The organism is Shewanella rhizosphaerae, assembly GCF_019457655.1.
Taxonomy (GTDB): Bacteria; Pseudomonadota; Gammaproteobacteria; order Enterobacterales; family Shewanellaceae; genus Shewanella; species Shewanella loihica.
In genome coordinates this window covers 4,464,394-4,486,646 of the sequence record NZ_CP080420.1, presented here as the reverse complement: position 1 = coordinate 4,486,646, position 22,253 = coordinate 4,464,394, and the positions used below count along the sequence as shown (strand labels likewise).

The following is a 22,253-nucleotide window of genomic DNA, read 5'->3' as shown; positions in this document are numbered from 1 at the left end:
TTATTCGCCCCCTAGGCCGAGCATGATCCCTTTCACCGCCGCCACCGACTGCGACAACACCTGCATCTGGCTCAGATCCAGGTCGCTGGCGACTATGTACTGCTCCGGCGTCGACCCCAAAATTTCTATGGTGACCGCCTCGAGCTGGCTCGCCTGTTGGGTAAATACCTGACTCTCCTGTTCCCAGCTGAAGACGCTGTGCTTGGGCAGCAGGTAGACGGCCTTTTGATACTCAGGTATCACAGTGATCTGCTGTCCCAGCAACAAGTTACAGCCTTGAGGAACCGACTCAGACCAGGCGTTGATAAAGGCGCCGTCGGCGATGGCCGACTGGGCATCTATGGTGAGATGACAGGCATTGATGTTGATCGCCGACAGCGAGGCCGACTGGCTCATGGGCACATTGACCCGGACGCGAATGGCATCGCTGGGCACCAGAGAGAAGAGCTGAGTGCCGGCGTGGTAGGGGGTGTCTAGCTGATTGAGTTTGACGATACCGGCCACGGGCGCGCCTATGGTCAGCGACTCGCTGGCCTCATCCTTGGCGAGCACCATGGCCATGAAATGCTGCATATGCTCATATTCGAGGTGGCTGGCAAAATAGTCCTGGCTGATCTCGCGCCACTTATCGGCGCTTATGCTGCCGTTCTTCAGCAGCGGGCGGTTACGATCGTAGCGCTGCTTCGCCAGTTGATACAGGCTGCTGGCCGCCTCGACCTGTGCCAGGAAGTGGAACACCTCTGGGCCGGTCAGCCTGGCGATGGCCTGTCCCTGGGTGACGGGCTGGCCTTGGCCGACCAGGAAGGTGACCTGCTGGATATTTTCCGGCGTGCTGACCCAGTAATCGTTGCCGGGTAGGCGGGCGACCTGGGCGGGCAGGGCGCTGCCCTCATAGCTGGCCACCTTCTGTGGCTGCACATAGCTTAAGGCAAGCTTGCCTAGGGTCTCTAAGCTTAATGGCTCGGCCTGAGCGGGATGCATAAGGTTGGCGGAGAGAAACGCGGATAAACAGAGGAGGCTGGCGCCATACTTGGCCGTCATAATGAGATTCCTAAGGCTTGTAGTTGCTGGGAATGAAGTTGTTGTTGGCTGACCCGGTTGAGCGCCAGACGCGATTCGGTATCCAGTGCATCCATGTAGCGGCGCAGCCAGATCTCATAGCTCACCTGGTTCTGGTCTTTCACCTTGGCCAGCTCTTCGGTGATGGTGCGGCTCAGGGAGAGCCCCTGCTTGAGCAGTCGCTGCTGCTGGCCGAGGGTCTCTTGTTGCTTGGTCAGCTTCTCCGCCTGGGTCTTGAGTTGTAGATAGGTGCGATCGCTTTGCAGTAACTGTTCCTGATTGGTCTGTTGCCAGCTGGCGAGGTCGCTCTGGGACAGGGCAGAGCTGACCCCGAGGGGGACAGTGATCCCCAGCCCCAGCTGATTGTCGTCGAGCTGGTCGTCGGCGGTGCGCTTGGCGGTGAGTGAGAGGGTCCAGGGATCTTGTGTGCCCGCCTGCTGACGCTCGATCAGCAGACGCGCCTGTTGCTGCTGTAGTCGCTGCAGCTGCCACAGGGGGTGCTGGGCCAGCTGGTTGTCGAACTCTGACACCTGCCACAGCTCGGTGCTTGGCTCATCATCGATGGATTCAGGTGGCAGCTGCTGGCCGGTGAGACGGTAAAACAGCGAGACCGCCTCGGCCTGTTGCTGTTTGAGCTGGATCTGCTGCAGGTCAATATCCACCTGCTCGCGCTCGAGTAGCAGCAGATTAGCCACAGGCAGCTCGCCCACGTCGGTGAGGCGCTTCTGTTGTTGATGCAGCTTATTCAGCAGCTTACGTTTGCGCTCCAGCTGGGCCAACTTGACCGTGGCGAGACGATAGTCCCAGATGCTCTGACGGATAAGGCCGGAGAGGTAGAGATTCTGCAGCGCCTGCTGCTGGCTGCCGATGGCCTGGGACAACTGCTTGATCTGGCTGTCGCTGTCGTAGGCGCCGGGGGACTTTAATGGCAAATTGAGCGACACCTCCTGCTCGTAGCTGTTACCATTGTCCAGGCTGCCCAGATGGCTCAGGCTGATGCTGGGGAGCCCCATCAACCAGCTTGAGCTGCTCAGTTGCTGGGCGCGTTCATCCTCGATGACGGGCGCCTGGGTGCTGGCATTGGGGAGCCTGGACTTACTGATCTTCAGTAGGTGGTGGAGTTGATGTGTCGAGGCCGCATAGCCAAAGAAACTACTGCTACTTAATGCGGTCAACAGACATATCTTGATACAAGACTTAACGACGGACATAAGCGATTTCTGTGGTATTAAAGTGTGCCGTCAGTCTAGTGATTGTGCCGCCCCTGTCTTGAGGGAGATGTATCATAAAGCGGCCTATGGTACATATGTACCATAAGTTAAGTTATTGATTTTATGTTGCTTAGCTTTTTTGTATTATCGGAATTTGGCTGTAGATTTGCCTGTGGATTTTGGCTGTCTGGCGCGTAATTGAGTGTGGGCAGGCCGTGATAGGAGTAGGAATATCCATGAAAAAGGATCTGGTTATCATCGCCCTCTTGGTGCTTATCATGTTGTTTAAGCTGGTGGATATCGTCGCCGATGTGCAGCTGGAGATCCCCGCTTGGCATATCGCCCAGGAGAGTGTCTTGGTGTTGCTGACCGTGATCGCTACCCTCTACCTGAGCCGCGATTTAATGCGCCGCTCCCGGCAGGTCAAGGCACTGGCCCACAGGCTCGCCCAGGCCGACAAGCAGATAGATAACCTATCGACTCAGATGCGCGCCGCGCGCCAGGAGTATAGCCAGGCGGTGGCCAGCCAGTTCGATACCTGGGGCTTCACCAAGAGCGAGCAGCAGGTGGCGTTTTTGATCCTCAAGGGGCTCAGCTTTAAGGAGATCGCCGAGGTGCGCCAGACCAAGGAGAAGACGGTGCGCCAGCAGGCCTCCACCATCTATGGTAAGGCCGAGGTGGATGGCCGCCACACCTTCTGCGCCTGGTTTATGGAAGACTTCATTCAAGATCACAACCAGGAGCTAGCCAGCAACGAGGCGGCCTAGTCTCTATTGGTAAGCGCCCTCAGGCCGAGCGTTATTCGCCGCCCTTCCTGGCCCAACCCGCCGGCAGGCTGTTCTCCATGCGCTCCAGACGTTCGAGCAGCTGTACCTGATTGCTGAGCACCTCCTGCTGGTTGGCGATGATCGCCTGCTGAATCGCATGGGTCTGGCAGTACCTCAGCTTGTTATGACCATAATTAGCGGCCGTCAGCGCCGCCGAAGAGATGCCGTTTAGCAGCTCACCGAACTTCTTCAGCGGGTTGTTCTTTATGGTGCCGCCCACATAGCCGTGCACCTGAGCCACAGGCTCTATCTTAGTGGTGCCCAGCGCCTTGAGCAGCTGACCAAACAGCTTGATGGAGCCCGCTCCGGCGGTGACAAAGAAGGCGGCCTGTTCAAACTCGGCAGGATTTTGGTTGATAAACTGGCAGCTGTCTCCCACCAGATTATTGATATTGCTGTTGACGGCTGTATTGGTATTGGGGCCGAGCCCCCGCCTCAGGGTTTCCAGATGAGTCGTCATCTCGTGGAACACATCGAAGAATCCCGACTGGAAGGCGCCGCCGTCGACCGTGAAGGCGCGGTATAGGGGATAGAGGGAGTAGCCCGGCATGGCATCGATCAGGCTGATCATGGGGTCGAAGTGGTAGATGTTGCCGAGCAGGCTGCTGTCTTGCATGTTAAACAGCAGGTTACCTGTGGATTCCAGATCGCTCACGAAGGCGATAAGATCGTTTTTAAAGCGGTAGCACTCGCTACCCCCGGCGCAGCTGGCGCCACCGAAGGCAGCCAGCCCCTCAAATTCCTGCTGGATCACCATGCGGCCTTCACTGCCGGCATTCTCGATCATGTCGAACATCTGCTGGGTGTAGCCGTTAAAGCTCTGCTGTGCCTGCTGCAGGATCAGCACCTTACCCTGAATATCTACCGTGTTGGTAACTGTCTTGCCTGCATCCTCTGCGGCGTCGGCGGCGTCCGTTGCCGTGGTCTTGAGCTTATCCCAGATGTCAGATAGCAAGTCGGCCTGACTGCTTGGGCTGAAGGTGAGCCCGGCGGCGAGCAGGCTGGCAATTAACAGGGGATAGGCGCGGGAGAATGTGTGGCTGTTCATAGCGACTCCTAATCGATCAGGCTTGATCAAGCGAGGGGAGATCTTTTAGGTATAGTGGTTATCTCTATGGCCAGAGGCTGTGCCGCTTGCGAAATATGTGCAAAGCCAAGTACATCGGGGGTTACACTTGGTTCAGTGCGGAGTCACAATGCTTTACACGGCTTGAGAAACTATCTTGTTCCACCATTGGTGTTTCGCGCGGTTTTTGGCTAGGTAATAGTCGAGATTCTTGCTTACTGCAATGTGAGCCCGGCGCTGTTTATTTGCGCCTAATCGGCGTAACTTGAGGTGATGATCCTTGTGTGAGGTTTTTATGGCGAACCCAATCCAACTCGAATCCGAGATCACCTGTCCCCACTGTGGTCACAAGCGTGTGGAGACCATGCCCCAGGACGCCTGCCAATTCTTCTACGAATGCCAGGGCTGCCACGAGATTCTTAAACCCCTCCCCGGCGACTGCTGTGTCTTCTGCTCCTACGGTACGGTGAAGTGTCCGCCAATACAACTTGGCGGGTGTTGTCAGGGTAGGTCTTCTTGAGACCCAGAATGGTGGGGATTAGCGCGGGCTCTCTTTAATAACGGTTTGGAACTGAGCCTGTGAGGTAAAGAGCAAATTATTAACTTTGCGCTGAGTTGTCATTTATATAGGTGATTGTATATCTTACCATAATTGCTGTTAATCGCCTGCCGCGGGTGCGGTTTAGGGATTTAGAAATGTCGTGATCGCATGGATGCGATGGAACGACCTTATGTGCAGGTACGTCTTCGGGACGCTGTAAAGCCATCCCTGGCCGCTTAACGAAAACATCCCTGTTTTCGATACCCTCAGACATACCTACACACCTTATCCAACGTTTCCTCGATTAACTTTATTTTTTAACCTATTGATAATAATTGAGAAGATTTAATATTTTTGCTGGGTAGAGACATGACATCAGTTATTTTCATTTTTGGCCCAACCCTATGTAGACTAAGATGAAAACTTTTACTGAGAGTGGAAACTCACAGGAATAGCGTAAGTAATTAAGGAGTATGTATGGCTTGGACTTGCCAAAATTGTATGACAGAGATCGACGATGACGATTTTGAAGTTTGTTGGAATTGTAGTTGTGAGAGAGGAAAGACGATAACAAAGGTTAACACGTCATTGGATTGCTTACGTTGTAATACGTCTTTGACCTTTATCGGTACCAAAGAGTTTCATGAAGGAGTTCGCTGGGGCGTATTGGGAAACCTAGCTGAGTTCTTTGTGAACAAAGAAAGCCTGGATATGTTTGCTTGTAAAAGTTGCGGTAAAGTCGAATTCTTTCTAGCTGGCTCTCATGAAACCACTTAAATATGAGTGAGTTTACCCCTGTTTTTCACCCATTAAGCCAAATCGAAGAGATGAAAGACTCGGTGTAGATACGGAAGAGACCCTCGAAAACAGGGATGTTTTCGTGGAGCGTATAGGGACATATTTACAGCGTGTCGATGCCGTGTCTGCACATAAGCCTGCGGCAGGCAATTGATCACCAAGACGTCATGGTGAACTTGAATCTACACAAACGTCATTGATCTGCTGGCCACTCCAAACGATGAGTACGCCTCATCGCTCAGGCGGCCTAACATCTTTACTGATGAACCAACTTTCCGTTTTTCACCACTTCCTTACACGCATCCACTCCATAGCTGTAGGCCAGCGCCGCTGGGGTGGTGATATCCCACAGGCAGAAGTCGGCCTGCATGCCAGGTTTGAGTATGCCGACGGTGGCCTCGACGCCTAATGCCTTGGCGGCGTTGCGTGTCATGCCCGCTAGGGCTTCCTCTGGGGTGAGGCGGAACAGGGTGCAGCCCATGTTGAGCATCAGCAGGCTGGAGCAGAGCGGCGAAGAGCCAGGGTTATAGTCGCTGGCCAGCACCATGGGTACACCGTATTGACGTAGCAGGTCGATAGGCGGCATCTGGGTTTCCCGCAGGAAGTAGAAGGCGCCGGGGAGCAGGGTGGCACAGGTGCCGCTCTCGCTCAGCGCCTTCACGCCAGCCTCGTCCAGGTATTCGATATGGTCTACCGACTTGGCGCCGAGATTCGCCGCCATAGCCGAACCGCCCAGATTAGAGAGCTGCTCGGCGTGCAGCTTGATATCCAGTCCGGCCGCTTTGGCGGCGCTCAGTACCCGCTCTGTCTGCTCCAGGCTGAAGGCGATGTTTTCACAGAAGACATCCACGGCATCGGCCAGGTTTTCGTTAATTACCGCGGGCAGCATCTCGTCGATCACCAGGTCTACATAGGCGTCGCTGTCGTCCTTGTACTCGGGCGGAATGGCATGGGCGCCGAGGAAGGTGGTCTTCACGTCCACATGATGATGCTTGCCCAGTTCGCGGGCGACCCTAAGGAGCTTGAGCTCAGTCTCTGTGTCCAGGCCGTAGCCAGATTTTATCTCGACCGTGGTCACCCCTTCTTTGGCGAGGGCGTTGAGGCGTTGGCGTCCCAGTTCGAACAGCTCGGCCTCGCTGGCCTCGCGGCAGGCCTTGACTGTGCTGATGATGCCGCCGCCGGCGCGGGCGATCTCTTCATAGCTGGCACCTTGCAGGCGCAGCTCAAACTCGTTGGCGCGGTTACCGGCGAACACCAGGTGGGTGTGGGCATCGATAAGGCCCGGGGTAAGCCAGCCGCCCTTGCCTCTGTAAACCGGCGTTGACAAGACATCGAACTCGGGGAGCTCGCTACGGGGACCCATCCAGGCGATCTTGCCTTCCTTGACGGCGATGGCGGCATCGGTGATCGCACCGTAAGGCGCTGAAATTTCAGGGTCCATAGTAGCGATGTTGACGTCAATCCAAACCTGATCCCAAGACATGATGTTTCCCTCGACTGGCGCGCCCTAACGGTGGCGGCAATAAATTTATGTGAGCTAGCTTGTGTTTACTTGTATATACAAGCTAGGATTATAGCGGTAATTTTCAGCATTTGAAAAGTGTAATCGAGTTTGCGGCGATGCCTGGGAAGTAATCATCACCCGGGTCGCCCACAGAGGAGCAGAGATGGCGACGCCCAAGTTTGCAGAGATCAAACAGTTTATCTTGACCAAGGTGGAGTCCGGCGAGTGGCAGCAGCATAGCCGCGTGCCGTCGGAGAACCAGCTGGCCGAGCTGTTTACCTGTAGCCGCATGACGGCGCGGCGCGCCCTGACCGAGCTGACCGAGTCCGGCGTGCTCGAGCGCTCCCAGGGGCTGGGCACCTTCGTGGCCGGGCTTAAGTCGCAATCCTCCATGATGGCGATCCGCAACATCGCCGACGAGATCAAGGACAGGGGTCATGGCTACAGCGTGAAGCAGTTGGCACTGACCCAGACCCAGGCCACGGCGCAGATCGCCATCGCCCTGGGACTCGAGGAGGGCAGCGAGGTGTTCTACTCGGTATTGGTGCACTGCGAGCAGGGGACGCCGCTGCAGTTGGAGGAGCGTTTCGTTAACCCCCAGCTGGTGCCCGACTATCTGGCCCAGGATTTTAGCCTGCAGACGCCCCACGAATATCTCTCCTTCGTGGCGCCGCTCACCGAGGCCCGCCACACCATAGAGGCCGTGGTGGCCGACGATATCCAGCGTGAGCGATTACAGATAACCCAAAGCGAGCCTTGCCTGCAGATCCTGCGTCGCACCTGGTCCCGTCAGGGCGTGGTGAGTTTCGCCCGACTGCTACATCCGGGCAGCCGTTTCCGCCTCGGCGGACACCTGACCTTTAATCGTTAAGGCGATAAACCCATTTGGGAACGGCCTGTTTCCCTTAGCAGCACTTAGGCTGCAACAGGTAATCAGTTACTGAATAAAGATAAAAATAATGTCATCAAGACAGCACAATTGAGGTAAGCAAAAATGGATAAGAGACACGACCCTAGCCGTCGCATCATAGCGCCACATGGCACTACGCTGAGCTGTAAGAGCTGGCTCACCGAGGCGCCGATGCGCATGCTGATGAACAACCTGCACCCAGATGTCGCCGAGCGTCCGGAAGACCTGGTGGTCTACGGCGGTATCGGCCGTGCGGCCCGTGACTGGCAATGCTATGACAAGATAGTTGAGGTGCTGCAGCGCCTAGAAGAAGATGAGACCCTGCTGGTACAGTCGGGCAAGCCTGTGGGCGTGTTCAAGACCCACAGCAACGCGCCGCGCGTCATCATCGCCAACTCTAACCTGGTGCCACACTGGGCCAATTGGGAACACTTCAACGAGCTGGATAAGAAGGGCCTGGCCATGTATGGCCAGATGACTGCCGGTTCTTGGATCTACATCGGCTCTCAGGGTATCGTTCAGGGCACCTACGAGACCTTCGTGGCCATGGCCAAGCAACACTTTGGCGGCGACGCCAGCGGCAAGTGGATCCTCACCGGCGGCCTGGGTGGCATGGGTGGCGCTCAGCCACTGGCCGGCACCATGGCGGGCTACTCTGTACTGGCCTGTGAGGTGGACGAGACTCGCATCGACTTCCGTCTGCGTACCCGTTATGTGGACAAGAAGGCCACTAGCCTGGATGAGGCGCTGGCGATGATCGACGAAGCCAACAAGAGCGGCAAGCCTGTGTCTGTTGGCCTGCTCGCCAACGCCGCCGACATCTTCGCCGAGCTGGTAGAGCGTGGTATCACCCCGGATGTAGTGACCGACCAGACCTCGGCCCACGACCCACTAAACGGCTATCTGCCACAGGGCTGGACCCTGGAACACGCCGCCGAGATGCGCAAAAAAGATGAGGCGGCCGTGGTCAAGGCAGCCAAGCAGTCGATGGCGGTACAGGTGAAAGCCATGCTGGCCCTGCAGGCGGCAGGCGCGGCCACCACAGACTATGGTAACAACATTCGCCAGATGGCGTTCGAAGAGGGCGTAGAAAATGCCTTCGACTTCCCAGGCTTCGTGCCCGCCTATGTGCGTCCACTCTTCTGCGAAGGCATAGGTCCCTTCCGTTGGGCGGCGCTCTCTGGCGATCCGGAAGATATCTACAAGACAGATGCCAAGGTGAAGGAGCTGATCCCTGATAACCCACACCTGCACAACTGGTTGGACATGGCGCGTGAGCGCATCGCCTTCCAGGGCTTGCCGGCACGTATCTGCTGGGTTGGCCTGAAAGACAGGGCACGTCTGGCTAAGGCCTTCAACGAGATGGTGAAAAACGGCGAGCTGTCGGCGCCAATTGTGATCGGTCGTGACCACCTGGATTCTGGCTCTGTGGCCAGCCCTAACCGCGAGACCGAATCTATGCTGGACGGCAGCGATGCGGTATCGGATTGGCCGCTGATGAACGCCCTGCTTAACACCGCAAGCGGCGCGACCTGGGTGTCTCTACACCACGGCGGCGGCGTCGGCATGGGCTTCAGCCAACACTCGGGTGTGGTGATCGTTGCCGATGGTACCGATGAGGCCGAGGCGCGTCTGGGCCGAGTGCTGTGGAACGACCCTGCCACCGGCGTGATGCGTCATGCGGATGCGGGCTATGAGATCGCTAAGCAGTGCGCCAAGGAGCAGGGCCTGGATCTGCCCATGCTCGACCTATAAAAACAATAAGAACAAGAGGTTGTAAAAATGAGTCATTTAGTATTAAAGCCAGGCACCCTGAGCCTGGCACAGCTAAGAGCCATCAGCCGTGGCAAGGTGAGCCTGGAGCTGTGTGATAGCGCGGTTGCCGACATCAACACCAGTGCCGGTCTGGTACAGAAGGTGCTTGACGAAGGCCGCACCGTCTATGGCATCAACACAGGTTTCGGTCTGCTGGCCAACACTAAAATTGGTGAGCAGGATCTGCAGCTGCTGCAGCGCTCTATCGTGCTGTCACACGCCGCCGGTACCGGCCAGTATATGCAAGACGCCACAGTGCGCCTGATGATGGTGCTGAAGATCAACTCCCTCAGCCGTGGTTTCTCTGGCATTCGTCTCGAGGTGATCAATTTCCTGATCGCCCTGGTGAACGCCGAAGTCTACCCATGTGTGCCCGAGAAGGGCTCGGTAGGTGCCTCGGGCGACTTGGCGCCGCTGTCACATATGTGCCTGCCGCTGCTGGGCGAAGGCGAGATGAGCTACAAGGGGCAGATCATCTCGGCCGCCGAGGGCCTGGAGATCGCCGGCCTTAAGCCAATCGAACTGGCGGCAAAGGAAGGTCTGGCGCTGCTTAACGGCACTCAGGCTTCTACTGCGCTGGCGCTGGAAGGTCTGTTTAACGCCGAAGATCTGTTTGCGGCCAGCTCAGTGATAGGCGCCATGAGCGTCGAGGCCGCCATGGGCAGCCGTAGCCCATTCGACCCACGCATCCATGCGGCCCGTGGTCAGAAAGGTCAGATCGACTCGGCCGCCGTGTTCCGTCACCTGCTGGGTGATGAGTCGGAGATCAGCCTGGATCACATCAACTGTGAGAAGGTGCAGGATCCCTACTCGCTACGTTGTCAGCCACAGGTGCTGGGTGCCTGTCTGACACAGATCCGTCACGCTGCCGAGGTGCTGGCCACCGAAGCCAACGGCGTAACCGATAACCCACTGGTGTTCCAGGATACCGGCGACATCATCTCGGGCGGTAACTTCCACGCCGAGCCTGTGGCTATGGCGGCGGATAACCTGGCGATTGCTTTGGCCGAGCTGGGCTCCATCGCCGAGCGTCGTATCGCCCTGCTGATCGACTCTAACCTCTCTAAGCTGCCACCATTCTTGGTGGAGAACGGCGGGGTGAACTCAGGTTTCATGATCGCTCAGGTGACTGCGGCGGCCCTGGCCTCTGAGAACAAGACCTACGCCCATCCAGCCTCGGTCGACAGTTTGCCGACCTCGGCCAACCAGGAAGATCACGTCTCTATGGCGACCTTCGCGGCCCGTCGTCTGCGCGACATGTCGGAAAACACCCGTGGCGTACTGGCAGTTGAACTGCTGGCGGCGGCTCAGGGCCTGGATTTCCGCGCACCGCTGGAGCCTGCGACTGCCGTGGCTAAGGCTAAGGCCGAGCTGCGTGAGGTGGTGGCCTACTATGATAAGGACAGATTCTTCGGTCCGGATATCGAGGCGGCTACCGACCTGCTGCTGAGCGCCAGCTACAACCAGTATCTACCGGCTGGCGTGCTACCTAGCCTCTAGTGGAAATGCTGTGAGCGAAAAGGGCCTTAGGGCCCTTTTTTATTGGATGGCGTATAGGGCCAACTTGGATCGGTATTAGTCCATAAGTCTGTGTTGCCATGGGGACGCTATCCCGATAGCGTAGAAGGCCAATTTGTCGAGGAGTTTACTATGCAGGGAATCGCTTTTCAGGATGCCTACCCGGATGACCTGAGCCACTGCTATGGCTGTGGTCGCAACAATGAGCAGGGGCACCAGCTCAAGAGTTACTGGCGTGGCGATCAGACCATAGCCCACTTCATGCCCAAGCCCTTTCATACGGCGATCCCAGGCTTCGTCTATGGCGGCCTTATCGCTTCGCTTATCGATTGTCATGGTACCGGCAGTGCCAGCGCCGCCGCCCAGCGTGCGCTCGAACAGGCGGGCGAGCAGCTGGATGAGCCGCCCAGATTTGTCACCGCCGCCCTCAACATAGACTACCTGGCGCCGACTCCCATGGGCGTGGATCTGGAGCTTGTCGGTGAGATCAAAGAGGTGAAGCCCCGCAAGGTGGTGGTGGAGATTACCCTGTCGGCAGACGGTAAGCTGTGTGCCCGTGGGCATATGGTGGCGGTCAAGATGCCTGAGACCATGGCCTTATAGATAGGATAAAAAACAGGCCACTAGGGCCTGTTTTATTCTGTTTGAATGACGCTGGGTTAGCGCGAGCTCATGTCGATAATCTTCAGCGTCATCAGCTCCTTGCTCCACCTGGCCTTGTCGACGCCTTCTATCCAGAAGGTCTCGCTGTCGCGGGTCTGTCCCATACGCAGATAGGTCTCGGGCACGCGGAAGATTGCCTGCCAGACGTTGACCGTCTCTGTCTTGATCAGCTCGCCCGAGTCGGCATACAGGCCGATCTCCATCTCGATGATCACATAGTTCTCTTCGCTGTTGCTGCTGAGCTCGAAGTTGAGCCCCAGGCGCCCCTTGCTGTCCCACTGGCTCTTGAGGTAGCTCACCTTGGCGCCACCCTTGGCGGTGGAACGCAGCAGGTTGGCGTGATCCATGGCTGATGCCGTCATGGCGCCGCCCACGACCGGGCCGCTGGCGATCACCACAGGTTGCACCTTGGCAATGGGCTGACTGGCCTGCTCGGCTTGTGTCTGGGCTGTCTCAGTCCCTTGGCTTTCTATCGCCTGGCCTTCTGTTGTGGCAGAGGTCTGGGGCGTCAGGAACACATATTCCCAGGTGAAGTCGGCATTGAGTCTGACGGTGGCGCCATTTTCCAGGGTGATCAGCGCGACGGCATCGTCAGCCTTATCGGCTGCAAAGGCGGGAGCCATCAGGAGGAAGAGGGCCATGATGGCGCAGCTTTGTAGTGCTTTATACATTGAATTTAACCAGTTTTAGCGGTTTGTCTGTGGCCTCTAGCATAGTCAAACTCGCGCTAAATTCCTATATGCCTGGATCGCGATTAGCGGATTTTAGTTGCTGTAGCCCAGGCTGAAGAGTGCCGACTGGCTGGCCGAGTCATATCCCAGACCGAGTACCAGATGACGGCCAAGTCGATAGCGGACGCCGAGCTCGCCGCCCCAGCGGGTCTCCCGCTCCGTCTCCCAAGTGGGCTTACCGTCGACGATGCGCGGCGAGATATTGTTGGTGTAGGAGTATTCATGAGTGTAGGCGCTGGCGCCGCCGTAGAGGCTGAGGCTGTCTGTGAGTCCGTAGCTGAGGCCGAACCGCCACAGCTTATCCTGGGAATAGGCCTCGCTAGGAGCCTCCACTTCTATGTCCCGTTTCTGACTTTGGGCATAGCCCAGATAGTAGCCCCAGTTAGCATAATTCCTGTCATAATGGCTGGGTGCCAGGGTGATACCATAGAGCGCCGACTCGGCCGGAATATAATCCAGGGTGATGGCCGTCTTGGGGCTTGGCCCCTGGGTTTGGTCTGCCGCCAACAGGGGGCTGGCGCCGACGAGCAAGACGGCGCCGAGTAGAGGCTTTAGCATAATTTTCTCCATCATCACGGGACAATGGATTGTTGAGAATCTCTGTATTACAGTCAATCAGATAGGCTAAAATAGCTTTTAAAATAGGTAGTTGTATCGCTTTTGTTGGTGTGCTGAAATGGCCTTGTTGCAGGCTCATTATCTGATTTGCCACAACAAGTGAATTTGCAAGGAGAGAGAATTTTGGATCAAGAATTACGCGCACAGGTGTCGCTCTGGTTGACCCACTTCGGCATAGATAGCCCCTCGGACGGGGTCTCTACCGGCGTCATGGTCTTTGCTTGTCTGTTGATCGCCTTCATCGGCTATGTGTTGGTGAAACGCGGCGTGGTGAGCACAATGAACATAGTGATCCAGCGCTCTAAGGTGCGTTGGGACGACATCTTCATGCAGCACAGGGTGCTGGAGAAGCTGGCCAAGTTGGTACCTGCCTTGATCCTCAACATCTTGCTGCCGCTGGCCTTGGTGGAGCATCCGCTGCTTAGCAGCCTGGCGGACAGACTGCTGGATGTGGCGATAGTGATCCTCTTCGTGCGCGCCGTCTACAGCGTGCTGGACGCGGGTAACGAGATCGCCGACGTCAACATGATCAGCCGCCGATTGCCGATCAAGAGTTTCGTACAGCTGCTCAAGCTGTTTATGTTCTTCGTCGCCATCATCATCTCTATCTCTGTGCTGGCGGAGCAGTCGCCGGTCTACTTCCTCAGCGGCTTGGGTGTCGCCACGGGTCTGGTGATGTTGGTGTTCAAAGACACTATCTTGGGGTTCGTGGCCGGAATTCAGCTGGCGGCCAACCGTATGGTGAGCCCGGGTGACTGGATCCAGATGGATAAGTACGGCGCCGACGGTGCGGTGGAGGAGGTCTCGCTGACCACGGTCAAGGTGCAGAACTGGGACAAGACAATCACTATGATCCCTGCCTACGCCTTGGTGTCTGACGCCTTCAAGAACTGGCGAGGCATGTCAGAGTCGGGCGGTCGGCGCATCAAGCGGGCGGTGAATATCGACATCGACTCCATCGCCTTTCTCAGCGACGAACAGCTTAAGCGCCTGGGTAAGATCAACCTGCTCAAGGATTACCTGGCCCGCAAAGAGGCGGAGATCGCCGAGTTCAACGCCAAGATTCAAGATGGTGATATGCCGGTGAACAGCCGTAACCTGACCAATGTCGGCACCTTCAGGGCCTATCTGCTGGAATATATGCGTAAGCACCCTAAGGTGCATCAGGAGATGACACTGCTGGTGCGTCAGCTGGCGCCGACCACAGAGGGGTTACCCATAGAGATCTATATCTTCACCAACGATACCCGCTGGGCGTTCTACGAGGATATTCAGGCGGATATCTTCGACCATATCTACGCGATTCTGCCGCAGTTTAACCTGCGGGCCTTCCAGGCACCGACCGGCGCCGATGTGCGTAGCCTTAAGGGTTAGTCTCGGGTGATGAGTATGGCGGCCAGGGTGAGAAATACGCCGCCGCTGGTGCGGTCGAACCAATGCAGGCGGTTGCTGGCCCTGAGTTTTGGGGCCAACACGTTTGCCATGCTGGCATAGATCATCACGAAGCTGAAATCCACCAGTGCCCAGGTGAGTGCCAGTATGGCGAGCTGTGGCCCCTGGGGCGCCGTGATATCGATAAACTGCGGAAACAGGGCGCCGAAGAAGAGTAGATCCTTTGGATTGCTTATCCCTACCAGAAAGGCCTCTTTAAACATCTGCTTAGGCGTGCCCTTACCCTTGATGTGTTGCAGATCCAGCCCCTGTGCGCTGGCCTTGGTCAGTATCAGCTTGATCCCCAGATAGATAAGGTAGGCCGCGCCGCAATACTTGAGCAGGGTAAAGCCATACTCGGTGGCGCTTAGTAGCGCGCCCAGGCCGGCGGCAGAGGCAAACATCAACAAGAGGGCCGAGCTAACGCTACCCAGTGCGGTGGCCAGGCTGCGCACCTTGCCGAAATGGATCCCATGACTCATGGACAGCACCGCCATGGTGCCGGGAGAGATGGCGATAAGCAGGATTGCCGCCAGGTAGAGTAGCCAGGTATCTAAGTTCATCTGAAAATTGTATACAAAATGCCGATGGCCGCACTATAACCATTGCGACCCGATTTGGCAATCTGTTAGGCTGTCTTAGGCGTGGTAGTCGGGGATGGCCTTGGCGTGGCGGCCCTTGATGGTGCGGTAGAAGTCGAGGATCTGCGCCATCTCCTTGTCGATATCGCCGGTGACGCTTATCGCCTCGGGGATCACCACTCGCTTACCGGCAAAATCCAGCGCTACCGTGACTATGGGCACCTGCGCCTTGGTGGCAATATGGTAGAAGCCTGTCTTCCAGCGTTTCACCGGGCTGCGGGTACCTTCCGGTGCCAGGGCCAGCTTGAAATTAGGGTCTTGCTGAAACAGTTGCGCCGCGGCGTCTACCAGGTTGTTGTTTTTGCGGCGATCCACCGGTGTGCCACCTATGGCGCGGAACAGCCAGCCCCAGGGAGGAATAAACAGCTGATGTTTGCCGAGGAAGTGGATCTTCTGCCCTAGGGCGCCCCTGGCCAATACGCCGACGATGAAGTCCCAGTTGCTGGTGTGGGGGCCGACGATGGCGATATATTGAGGCGCCTCGGGGAGTCGACCGTCTATAGTCCAGCCGCTGAGTTTGAGGATAGCTTTACACAAAGATTGAAACATAAATTGGGCTCTACTGAATCGGTCTAACGAGGCATTTTTATAGATAAGATAATGCCTTAGTGAACATTTATTATATAATACAACTAATATTTCCCTCTGGAGAGGATGATGCGTAAAAAAGGATGGATTTTACTGCTCCTGCTGCTGGGACTCCCTGTGCAGGCGGTACCGACGGACGATATCGCCAATATCCTGCGGGATCAGGAGGCGGCCTGGAATCGCGGCGATCTGGATGCCTATATGCAAGGCTACTGGCAGAGTGACAAGATGCGTTTCGTCTCGGGCAATAAATTCCGCTATGGCTGGGCAGAGACGCTGGCGGCCTACAAGAAGAACTACCCCGATAAGGCGACCCTGGGGCAGCTCAAGTTCACCATAGAAGAGACCAAGATGCTGAGCAACTATGCCGCCATCGTCGTGGGCCGCTGGCAGCTGACTCGGGTGAAAGACAAGCCCAACGGGGTATTTACCCTGCTGGTGGAGAAGATAGATGACAAGTGGGTGATCACGCACGATCACTCGTCGGATTAGGCTAATTCCGGCGATTCGCTATCCGTGGCGGCCCCTTGTTCGGGGTCGGTCTCAAACTTAAACACCTGCCTGCCCAGGTTTCTCCCCTTACCATCGTACCTGACCTCGACAAACTCACATCTGCCCTGCCTGTCTCGCAGCAGGATGGAGGTCGAGCGGGTGCCATATTCCGGATGCTTGATATAGATGGAGGAGAGTAGCCGCTCCCACTCCAGAGCCACGCCAGTTTGCGGCAGATCCGCATCGGGCGCCTGACGCTCGTCCGTCATTATGGTCAGCAGGGCCTGAATATCTATCTCGTCACTTTGGGTGATCTCCCACTCCAGGGCCTGTGTCCCCTTGGCCATCTTGGGCCAGATATCGTCGAGGGCGCCGTTGCTGATGGCATGAAAGCCAGGTGACAGCCGCTTCACCGTCTTGCTGACGCTGTGATAGCAGTAGAGTTCTAACTCCTTGCCGAACAGCAGGTTGAAGGGGTTGTAGTGTTGGCTGTGCTCCCTGAGCCAGCCCGTAGTCATGGTCTGGGACTGGGTCAGCGCCTTGATCACCAGATCGCCCCGGCTGTGACGATTGGCCTCGTGCAGCTCTGGGGCGCGAATGTTGGTGAGTGCAGCGATCTCGCCCTGGCGATTCACCCCGAGCCAGCTGCCACCGGCTTCGAGATCTTTGCCCGCCAGCAGCCGATTGTCAGGGGGCCAAAAGTGGGCCGGCTCTGTGGGTCTGTGATGAAACTCGTCCCGATTGGCACAGAGGATCAGTGGATACTGGGGATGTACCTCGAGGGCGACGAAGAGAATACACATGGATGGCTCCAGAGGGGGCGTTTGTCTCTAACTTAGCCCCCTGCGGCGAGAAAAGCTATCCCCTAGTGCTGGCCATGCTCATGATGATGTGTGTGCTTGTGCTCATGGCTGTGCTTGTGTTCATGACCGCTAGCAGGCTCATGGCTGTGGTTATGACTATTCGAATGCGCATGGCTGTGATCATGAGCCTTAGGCTTCCACAACATGATGCGGGCTATAAACTTTCGCGGCCCCAGTCGTAGCAGGCTGGCGGCAAACAGCATGGCGACCAGTGCCAGGCTCAGCTGGTTGACCGTCTCGGGCAGGCTGAGCAGCCGGCTCCACTCAGGGATCAACCAGTGGGTGCCCAGCAGACAGAGGCCGATCACCCCTGTGAGCGTCAGACGTTGGGTCCAGTCCATCAATTTCAGCTGCGCCAGGTTGAAGACGGGTGCCGCCAGCAACACCAGCATCACGGCTTCCATGGTCCAGCCGCTGTAGGCCAGCGCCAGCGCCAATACCGCGCCGCCGAGATTACAGAAACGCATCGGCAGAAGCAGCAGGAGCAATACGCCAACCTGCACCAGAGGCGATGTGAGGGGCACAGACGGGTGGCCGATGAGGTTGGCCAGCACCAGGCTGAGGATGATCCAGGGGGCGCTGCGATCCACCAGGTGGGCGAAGCCGAAGCGCCAGGCCGACCCCGGTAATCCATGATGTGGATCTGTGGGTTCGACTCGGGTCATGGTGAGTAAGATCCCCACCAATGTCAGACCGATCAGCTGGATAAATGCCAGGCTAGGCCCAAGCAGCAGCAGGGTGATCACCAGAGCCTCTGGCCCCGCCAGGCGTTGCAGCCAGCGCTGGCTCAGGCGTTCATGGTGAGGCGACAGGCCAAACAGGTAGCGCATCGCCGCCAGGCTATAACTCAGCAGGAGTACTGGCGCCAGGGTTAGCAGCCAATCCAGCAGTTGATCGCTGCTGTGGCTGTGTTCGTGATGATCGTGGCCGCCGGAGTCGAACGCCAGCAGCACAAACAGCAACACGATACCCAACAGGCTGCCTATGCCGGCCTGATATTCATACTTACCCTGCTTGTCGTCTATGGTGTGGCCATGGGGCTGATGCAGCACCACGTGCAGAATCGAGCCGGTGACGAAGGCCTGTAGATAGACGGTGTTGTCCAGGCTTAGCTGCGCCAGCAGCTGCTCGCCGGCGAAATAGCCCACGCCTGTTAACAGCATCATGCCGCCCAATACTATGGATGCCCAGCGACTACCGACCTGAGGCTTGAGCAGCCACCAGATCGCTAGCCCCACAGGCAGACGATGCAGAATCACGCCAAGAGCCAACAGGCTGGAGTTACCGTCCTGCTGGGCCAGCACCATGGCGCCGCCGTCGGTGAGGGTATGTAGCAGGAGTCCGCCTATGCCGAGTGTCAGGGTCAGGTTATGGGTGACCTCTGAGTAGCGGTGAAACAGGCGCTCGCTCAGGGTCGGGCCCCAGAGGCCGACGACAACAAACAGCAGGGAGAGAAAGCCACCGTGTTCCAATAACTCGGGCAGGATATGGATCAGCACCAGGCCGCCAAGGGACACGAAGATGAAACCATCCAAGCCTTTTTGCAGACCTGTCCCCGTCGTAAAGAAACGATAGAAGAGTGGGCCTAACAGGAGTGCAATACAACTGGCGACGAGATAGTACATATAAGTGTTAACAAGGGAGCCTAGAAAGCCAGCTAGTATATCAGTCTTATGCCTGCCAATCGAACAATTAACCCGAGGGGCAAAAGAATTTACATGACGCGCGCCGGCTGGCGCCCCCGAGGACGGCGGAAAAACCTTTGAAGAGTGTCGATTTTGTTATCTTAGCTACTGATTAATATTGTCATTAAGTTATACAATATAGGTTCAACTTTTGACGAATATTGAGCTATGGACATCTTTTCTGCTGCGGTAATGTTGTTTTTGATCATGGACCCCCTGGGGAACTTACCCATTTTTGCCTCGATTCTTCGTCATATCGAACCTAAGAAGCGGCGCAAGGTGCTGGTGCGGGAGCTGATCTTCGCGCTGATCATCATGCTGCTCTTCCTGTTTGCCGGCGAGGCGATTCTCAGCTTTCTTAACCTGAGATCTGAGTCGGTCAGCATAGCTGGCGGCATCATACTCTTCCTCATCGCCATTCGGATGATCTTCCCCCAGCCAGGTGGCGTGGTGGGTCTGGCGGCCGGTGAAGAGCCCTTTATCGTGCCTATGGCGATCCCCCTGATGGCCGGGCCGTCCGTGTTGGCGGCGCTGATCCTGCTGGCCCATACCGACAGTTCGCGCATGATGGACTGGACCATAGCCCTGTTTGCCGCCTGGGTGGCCAGCGCCGTAATACTGCTCTTCTATAAGCTGTTTACCAAACTTCTGGGTGAGAAGGGTCTGACGGCGGTGGAGCGCCTGATGGGCATGGTGCTGGTGATGATCTCGGTGCAGATGTTCCTCGACGGCGTGGCTAAATATATCGCTCACGCCAGCTAAGAAAATCTAAGGTAAGGGTTAGGCACTCGCCGAACTGGCCTGCGCTTAACCCTTCTGGCGCGTCTAGCGAACTCCTTACCGCTTGCCTGAAATTCAATGACTAAGGGCCAACACTCAGCCTGAGAAGAAGAGATCTCCTTGCATCTGGCAAGCGACTCTGGAATGATCTGGATATTGTATTCAATTAACCTTTGGGTGATCCCATGACGCGTCTGCCTGCGCTATCTGTTCGCCGCCTATTGCTGCTTTCTCTGTCTGTTCTTTGCGCTCTGTCCTCTGTTTCTGTGGCGCAGGCCAGCGAGTATCGGGATCTGCTCAACTATCGGGGAACCCCAAATAATATGGAGCAGCGGGATCCAGAGGGTAACCTGACGATTCCCGCCGTCTACATGGACCAGGGCGCCTGGCATGGTTTTCATCTGCCGGACTCGTCCGCCTACTATGGTGGCTTCACCGGGCCACTGTTTATCGCCCAGGAGTACAGTCTGCATCTAAGCGATAGTCTGCAGAAACTGCAGCTGTTTTCCGGGGAGTCTGGTCAGAGTGTGGATCTGTCCAAGGCGGAGCAGGTTGAGATCTACAGCGAGCCCTGGGGGCTGGTGCAGCGCTTTCGTTTCAAGGATCTTGAGCTCTCCACCACCTTGGAATATAGCGATAATCGCACCGCCATCGTCTCGACCAGGCTGATTAACCTGAGTGACAAGTCAGGTTCCTGGCGCCTAAGCTGGTCGGGCAGTCCCTTCGCCACTCATCCCAAACTGAAACAGTATCGCTTGGTCGACAAGCGAGTGCTGACCGATGATGCCGTTATCTGGCAGTTTACCCCCATAGATCAGACCTGGCAGATGCAGCTCGACGATGCCAGCTATCGGCTTCAGTTTGAGCAGGCGGTAACCCTATCGGCCGAGGAGCCCCAGGGCTATCGCGCCGACAGTGGGCTGTTGACCCTAGCTCCTGGGGAGGCGACTGTGCTACGCGCAGCCCACCAGTATTTTCATACTCAAGTCGAGGCCAGGCGTGCGGCTAAGCTTGAGTGGCCTACAGTGACAGCGAAGCTTGCGGTTAATCAATCTCGTTGGCAGCAGCGGCTCGATAAGCTAGTGCGTGGAGGGGACTTCGAAGCCAAGCGCCTGGCCGCCAAGGCCATGGTGACCCTGCTGCACAACTGGCGTAGCCCGGCGGGCGCCCTGCAGCATGACGCCGTCACCCCATCTGTGACCTATAAGTGGTTCAACGGTGTCTGGGCCTGGGACAGCTGGAAACAGGCGGTGGCGCTGGCGCAGTTCGATGTGGCGCTGGCCGAGTCGAACGTGCTGGCGATGTTTGACTATCAGTTTGATGCCAAGGACCCGCTGCGCCCCGAGGATGCGGGTAACCTGCCCGACGCTATCTTCTATAACCCAGATGCCAGCCGCGGCGGCAAGGGGGGCAACTGGAATGAGCGTAACGGCAAGCCACCATTGGCGGCCTGGGCCGTATGGCAGATCTACCAGCAGAGCCAGGATAAGGCGTTGATTACCAAGCTCTACCCTAAGCTGGTTGCCTACCATGAATGGTGGTATCGCAATCGAGACCATAACCACAACGGCCTGGTTGAATATGGCGCCAATCGTCATCCCCGCCATGGTGAGCCGGGTAAACCGGACAGGGAGGCGGTGATCGAGGCGGCGGCCTGGGAGTCGGGAATGGACAATGCGCCGCGCTTCGACATGGGCGATGGGCTCCAGGTGCTGGAAAATTATGATGCTAAGGGGCGACTGCTGGGTTACTCCATCTCCCAGGAGTCTGTGGATCTCAACAGCTACCTGTATGCGGAGAAGGGCTATCTGGCGCAGATGGCCGAGTTGTTGGGATTGGATAGCGAGGCGGCGGTTTGGCGTAAGCAGGCGGCGCGCCTGGGGGAGCTGATCCGCAGCGAGTTTTTCGATGAGCAGAGTGGCTTCTTCTACGACAGACGCTTAGCGGGTGAGCGCTCACGTTTGATGATCGCCGAGGGTAAGGGGGTCGAGGGCTGGTTGCCGCTGTGGGCCGGCGCCGCCAGTCAGGCTCAGGCGGAGCAGATGATCGCCACTCAGCTCAATGCTTCGAACTTCGGGACCAAGCTGCCCTTTCCCACTGTGAGCGCCGACAATTCGGCCTTTGCCCCGCGGCGTTACTGGCGTGGCCCCGTCTGGTTGGATCAGGCGCTGTTTGGCCTGCAGGGAGTCTCCCGCTACGGCCACGACGAGCTGGCGCGGCGCCTCGCCACCCGGCTGGTTAATGAGGCCGAAGGGGTACTGGGTGATGGGCCCATACGGGAAAACTATGATCCCCTGACCGGGGACGGGCTGCACTGCACCAACTTTAGCTGGTCCGCCTCTGTGTTGCTGCTCATCTATCGCAGCTGGCTCAGCACTGATTGAGGCAGAGATAAAAGATAAGCGTGGCGTGGCGATTGGCCGCGCTTCTCGCTTTTTTGCCGCTGGCCTATACCTCTTTAGTGAAAAATAGCACTTTTACTCTACTCTACAGGGAAAAATACTGTTAATGT

The 22,253-nt window shown here is 57.0% G+C and carries 20 protein-coding genes; 10 read left to right on the top strand and 10 right to left on the bottom strand.

What is annotated here, in order from left to right; translation table 11 throughout:
• Complete coding sequence (locus K0I63_RS19505; protein WP_220082105.1) at positions 1-1,041, bottom strand: efflux RND transporter periplasmic adaptor subunit; 1,041 nt, start codon at positions 1,039-1,041, stop codon at positions 1-3.
• Positions 1,038-2,270 (bottom strand): TolC family protein, encoded by a 1,233-nt coding sequence (locus K0I63_RS19500; RefSeq protein ID WP_220082104.1) that lies wholly within the window; start codon positions 2,268-2,270, stop codon positions 1,038-1,040. Before K0I63_RS19500 ends, K0I63_RS19505 begins: the two co-directional genes overlap by 4 nt.
• A 236-nt stretch (positions 2,271-2,506) precedes the next feature.
• On the opposite strand from K0I63_RS19500, the gene K0I63_RS19495 reads away from it, so the two are divergent.
• Positions 2,507-3,037 carry a helix-turn-helix transcriptional regulator gene (locus K0I63_RS19495; RefSeq protein WP_144204127.1) on the top strand — a complete coding sequence of 177 codons (531 nt, stop codon included), beginning with the start codon at positions 2,507-2,509 and terminating at the stop codon, positions 3,035-3,037.
• Between the two features lie 31 nt (positions 3,038-3,068).
• Here K0I63_RS19495 and K0I63_RS19490 read toward each other — a convergent pair whose 3' ends face one another.
• The gene (locus K0I63_RS19490; RefSeq protein WP_220082103.1) at positions 3,069-4,145 is read right to left on the bottom strand and encodes a hypothetical protein; all 1,077 of its coding nucleotides are present in this window, start codon (positions 4,143-4,145) and stop codon (positions 3,069-3,071) included.
• 313 nt (positions 4,146-4,458) lie between these two features.
• Between K0I63_RS19490 and K0I63_RS20030 the strand changes: the two genes are divergently transcribed.
• Complete coding sequence (locus tag K0I63_RS20030; RefSeq protein ID WP_220059451.1) at positions 4,459-4,683, top strand: GDCCVxC domain-containing (seleno)protein; 225 nt, start codon at positions 4,459-4,461, stop codon at positions 4,681-4,683.
• Positions 4,684-5,758: 1,075 nt separating this feature from the next.
• Here the strand turns inward: K0I63_RS20030 and hutI are convergent.
• The gene (gene hutI / locus K0I63_RS19485; RefSeq protein ID WP_220082102.1) at positions 5,759-6,985 is read right to left on the bottom strand and encodes an imidazolonepropionase; all 1,227 of its coding nucleotides are present in this window, start codon (positions 6,983-6,985) and stop codon (positions 5,759-5,761) included.
• A 184-nt stretch (positions 6,986-7,169) separates the two neighbouring features.
• On the opposite strand from hutI, the gene hutC reads away from it, so the two are divergent.
• The 4 genes from hutC (at position 7,170) to K0I63_RS19465 (ending at position 11,852) form a co-directional block, all read left to right on the top strand.
• Positions 7,170-7,877 (top strand): histidine utilization transcriptional repressor HutC, encoded by a 708-nt coding sequence (hutC, locus tag K0I63_RS19480; RefSeq protein WP_220082101.1) that lies wholly within the window; start codon positions 7,170-7,172, stop codon positions 7,875-7,877.
• A gap of 123 nt (positions 7,878-8,000) precedes the next feature.
• Positions 8,001-9,671 (top strand): urocanate hydratase, encoded by a 1,671-nt coding sequence (gene hutU / locus K0I63_RS19475; protein WP_220043732.1) that lies wholly within the window; start codon positions 8,001-8,003, stop codon positions 9,669-9,671.
• Between the two features lie 27 nt (positions 9,672-9,698).
• A complete protein-coding gene (hutH, locus tag K0I63_RS19470; RefSeq protein ID WP_220082100.1) occupies positions 9,699-11,231 on the top strand; it encodes a histidine ammonia-lyase in 1,533 nt (510 codons plus the stop codon).
• A 150-nt stretch (positions 11,232-11,381) separates the two neighbouring features.
• Positions 11,382-11,852, top strand: coding sequence for a PaaI family thioesterase (locus K0I63_RS19465; protein WP_220082099.1), 471 nt, complete (start codon positions 11,382-11,384; stop codon positions 11,850-11,852).
• Between the two features lie 56 nt (positions 11,853-11,908).
• Here K0I63_RS19465 and K0I63_RS19460 read toward each other — a convergent pair whose 3' ends face one another.
• Both K0I63_RS19460 and K0I63_RS19455 read right to left on the bottom strand, forming a co-directional pair.
• The gene (locus K0I63_RS19460) at positions 11,909-12,583 is read right to left on the bottom strand and encodes a DUF3157 family protein (RefSeq protein WP_220082098.1); all 675 of its coding nucleotides are present in this window, start codon (positions 12,581-12,583) and stop codon (positions 11,909-11,911) included.
• A 93-nt stretch (positions 12,584-12,676) separates the two neighbouring features.
• Positions 12,677-13,201, bottom strand: coding sequence for a porin family protein (locus K0I63_RS19455; protein ID WP_220082097.1), 525 nt, complete (start codon positions 13,199-13,201; stop codon positions 12,677-12,679).
• Between the two features lie 183 nt (positions 13,202-13,384).
• Here K0I63_RS19455 and K0I63_RS19450 point away from each other — a divergent pair, with 183 nt between their 5' ends.
• Positions 13,385-14,635, top strand: a complete 1,251-nt coding sequence (locus K0I63_RS19450; RefSeq protein WP_220082096.1) for a mechanosensitive ion channel family protein — start codon at positions 13,385-13,387, stop codon at positions 14,633-14,635.
• On the opposite strand, the gene K0I63_RS19445 is transcribed toward K0I63_RS19450, so the two are convergent.
• The gene (locus K0I63_RS19445; RefSeq protein WP_220082095.1) at positions 14,632-15,255 is read right to left on the bottom strand and encodes a LysE family translocator; all 624 of its coding nucleotides are present in this window, start codon (positions 15,253-15,255) and stop codon (positions 14,632-14,634) included. The genes K0I63_RS19450 and K0I63_RS19445 overlap by 4 nt on opposite strands.
• Positions 15,256-15,330: 75 nt before the next feature.
• On the bottom strand, positions 15,331-15,882 hold the full coding sequence (locus K0I63_RS19440) for a lysophospholipid acyltransferase family protein (RefSeq protein ID WP_220079461.1): 552 nt from the start codon (positions 15,880-15,882) through the stop codon (positions 15,331-15,333).
• A gap of 108 nt (positions 15,883-15,990) precedes the next feature.
• On the opposite strand from K0I63_RS19440, the gene K0I63_RS19435 reads away from it, so the two are divergent.
• Complete coding sequence (locus K0I63_RS19435) at positions 15,991-16,413, top strand: YybH family protein (protein WP_220083505.1); 423 nt, start codon at positions 15,991-15,993, stop codon at positions 16,411-16,413.
• On the opposite strand, the gene K0I63_RS19430 is transcribed toward K0I63_RS19435, so the two are convergent.
• Complete coding sequence (locus K0I63_RS19430) at positions 16,410-17,216, bottom strand: NRDE family protein (protein WP_220082094.1); 807 nt, start codon at positions 17,214-17,216, stop codon at positions 16,410-16,412. The genes K0I63_RS19435 and K0I63_RS19430 overlap by 4 nt on opposite strands.
• Before the next feature lie 62 nt (positions 17,217-17,278).
• Positions 17,279-18,901 (bottom strand): ZIP family metal transporter, encoded by a 1,623-nt coding sequence (locus K0I63_RS19425; protein ID WP_220082093.1) that lies wholly within the window; start codon positions 18,899-18,901, stop codon positions 17,279-17,281.
• A gap of 228 nt (positions 18,902-19,129) precedes the next feature.
• Between K0I63_RS19425 and K0I63_RS19420 the strand changes: the two genes are divergently transcribed.
• Both K0I63_RS19420 and K0I63_RS19415 read left to right on the top strand, forming a co-directional pair.
• Positions 19,130-19,723, top strand: coding sequence for a YhgN family NAAT transporter (locus K0I63_RS19420; RefSeq protein WP_220082092.1), 594 nt, complete (start codon positions 19,130-19,132; stop codon positions 19,721-19,723).
• A gap of 203 nt (positions 19,724-19,926) precedes the next feature.
• Positions 19,927-22,125, top strand: coding sequence for an MGH1-like glycoside hydrolase domain-containing protein (locus tag K0I63_RS19415; protein WP_220082091.1), 2,199 nt, complete (start codon positions 19,927-19,929; stop codon positions 22,123-22,125).
• Positions 22,126-22,253 lie beyond the last annotated feature (128 nt).